The organism is Mesorhizobium sp. M4A.F.Ca.ET.020.02.1.1, from assembly GCF_004022645.1.
GTDB lineage: Bacteria > Pseudomonadota > Alphaproteobacteria > Rhizobiales > Rhizobiaceae > Mesorhizobium.
Genome location: NZ_RZOI01000840.1, coordinates 1 through 2,424, shown reverse-complemented (window position 1 = coordinate 2,424; position 2,424 = coordinate 1). Strand labels below are relative to the sequence as shown.

General features: G+C 68.0%; 2 protein-coding genes and 2 pseudogenes. All 4 read left to right on the top strand.

Annotated elements, in window-relative coordinates; genetic code table 11:
- Positions 1-422: pseudogene (locus EN742_RS31960) on the top strand (RidA family protein); the annotation flags it as partial.
- 41 nt (positions 423-463) lie between these two features.
- A complete protein-coding gene (locus EN742_RS31955) occupies positions 464-1,639 on the top strand; it encodes an aminotransferase class V-fold PLP-dependent enzyme (protein ID WP_245455773.1) in 1,176 nt (391 codons plus the stop codon).
- Between the two features lie 92 nt (positions 1,640-1,731).
- On the top strand, positions 1,732-2,229 hold the full coding sequence (gene purE / locus EN742_RS31950; protein ID WP_126057926.1) for a 5-(carboxyamino)imidazole ribonucleotide mutase: 498 nt from the start codon (positions 1,732-1,734) through the stop codon (positions 2,227-2,229).
- Positions 2,226-2,424 (top strand): annotated as a pseudogene (locus tag EN742_RS31945) (5-(carboxyamino)imidazole ribonucleotide synthase); the annotation flags it as partial. The gene purE and the pseudogene EN742_RS31945, both read left to right, overlap by 4 nt.

The window sequence follows — 2,424 nt, the reverse complement described above, 5'->3', positions numbered from 1 at the left end:
CTGCCCGAGCCGCCGACGCCCATCGCCAGCTTCGTCACCCATGCCGAGGCCGGCCGGCTGATCTTCCTTTCCGGACAGGGGCCCGTGCGGTCCGACGGTACGCTCTGCACCGGCAAGGTCGGCGAGGATGTCACCGTCGAGGAGGCCTATCAGCATGCCCGCCTCACCGGGCTTAACCTGCTGGCTGTCATGCATGCGGCCGCCGGCGACCTCGGCCGCATCGTGCGCGTCGTCAAGCTGCTCGGCTTCGTCAACGCCACGCCGACCTTAGCGACCACCCGAAGGTGGTGAATGGCTGCTCCGATCTTTTCGCCAACGTCTTTGATAGGATCGGCGGGCACGCGCGCTCGGCGATCGGCGTCGGCTCGCTGCCGGGCAACATCACGGTCGAAATCGAGGCGGTGGTCGAAATCGCCGCCTGAGGTCTTTTCAAGATGGGATTCCAGAGATGACGATCTCCAACATGACAATCCGCGAACGTCTCGGCCTGCGCCCGATCATCAACGTCTCCGGCACGATGACGACGCTCGGCGCCTCGATCATCGTTCCGGAAGCGATCGCCGCGATGGCCGAGATCGCCTCGCAATGGGTGGAGATGGACGACCTGCAGCGCGCTGCCAGCACGGTCATCACGCGGCTGACCGGCGGCGAAGCCGGCTTCATCACCGCCTGCTGCGCCTCAGGCATCACAATGGCGATCGCCGGCGCGATGACCGGCACCAACCTTCTGGCGATCGAGCGGCTGCCCGACGACACCGAGGGCCTCAAGTCGGAGGTCGTTATCCAGCTCGGCCACATCGTCAACTACGGCGCGCCGATCGACCAGTCGATCCGGGTGGCCGGCGCAAGGGTCGTCCCGGCGGGCACCGTCAGCGTCACGCAGGACTATCATGTGCGCGAGGCGATCAACGAGCGCACGGCGGCCGCCCTCTACGTCGTCGCCCATCACACCGTGCAGTACGGCATGCTGTCGCTGGAGGAGTTCTGCGATATCTGCCACGCCAAGGGCGTGCCGGTGATCGTGGACGCCGCTTCCGAATACGATCTGCGCAGCTTCCTGGCGCGTGGCGCCGACATCGTCGTTTACAGCGGTCACAAATTCCTCTCGGGCCCGACCAGCGGCATCGTCACCGGCCGCAAGAATCTGGTGCGCACGGCCTATTTGCAGAACCGCGGTGTTGCGCGAGCCATGAAGGTCGGCAAGGAGAGCATCGCCGGCACGATGGCGGCGCTGGAAGCCTGGGAGAAGCGCGACCATGCCGGCATACGTCGGCGCGAGGAAGCGGCGCTCAATCTGTGGAAGGACGCGCTGCAGGGTCTACCCGGCATCGCCGCGCGCATCATTCCCGATCCGACTGCCAATCCGCTCGACCGCCTGCAAATATTCGTCGCGCCCGAAAGCCGCTTCACCGCCGCCGGCCTCGCCTCGGCGCTGGCCGCCGGCTTGCCGCCGATCATCGTGCGCAACCACGAGGTCGAGCGCGGCCACTTCTTCCTCGATCCGTGCAATCTCCATCCCGGCGAGGCCGAGATCGTCGCCGAGCGCCTGCGCGCCGTGCTGGCCGCGAATGACCGCCCGGCCGACGCGATGAAAGCGGCGCGCAAGGATTCAGCCGGATCGCTGCGCTGGCCGGACTAGGCTCCCGTGGCCGCGGCCTTGCTGCGGCGACAATCCTTGCGGCGATTGGCGAATTCCGCTAAGGCGCGCCTTTGCCGCCGGGAGCGAAAACTTTGACCGATCAGCGTGCCGACGTCGCCATCATCATGGGCAGCCAGTCCGACTGGGCGACGATGCGTCATGCAGCGGAAACACTGGACGCGCTGGGCATCCCGCACAAGCGGCTGATCGTCTCGGCCCACCGCACCCCCGACCGGCTCTATGATTTCGCCAAGAGCGCCAAGGCGGCCGGCTACAAGGTTATCATCGCCGGCGCCGGCGGCGCCGCGCACCTGCCCGGCATGACGGCGGCGATGACGCCGCTTCCGGTCTTCGGCGTGCCGGTGGAATCGAAGGCGCTGTCGGGCCAGGATTCGCTGCTCTCCATCGTCCAGATGCCGGCCGGCATTCCGGTCGGCACGCTGGCCATCGGCAAGGCGGGTGCCGCGAACGCGGCGCTGCTGGCCGCCGCCGTGCTGGCGCTAAACGACGACCGGCTGGCCGCCCGGCTGGACGCCTGGCGCGCCGCCCAGACCGCCAAGGTTGCCGCCGAACCGACGGACGCGCCATGAGCCTGCCGGCGGGATCGACCATCGGCATCATCGGCGGCGGCCAGCTCGGCCGCATGCTGGCGATGGCCGCGGCATCGTCATAGGCGGCCCAGGTCGCCAACCGCCAGATAACAGCCGCCTATGACGATGCCGCGGCCCTCGCCGAACTCGCCGCGGCCAGCGCCGTCGTCACCTACGAATTCGAGAACGTGCCGG

Bases quoted from the DNA above. Each gene is read 5' to 3' on its own strand.
- EN742_RS31955 (WP_245455773.1), top strand. From the start codon at position 464: ATGACAATCCGCGAACGTCTCGGCCTGCGCCCGATCATCAACGTCTCC.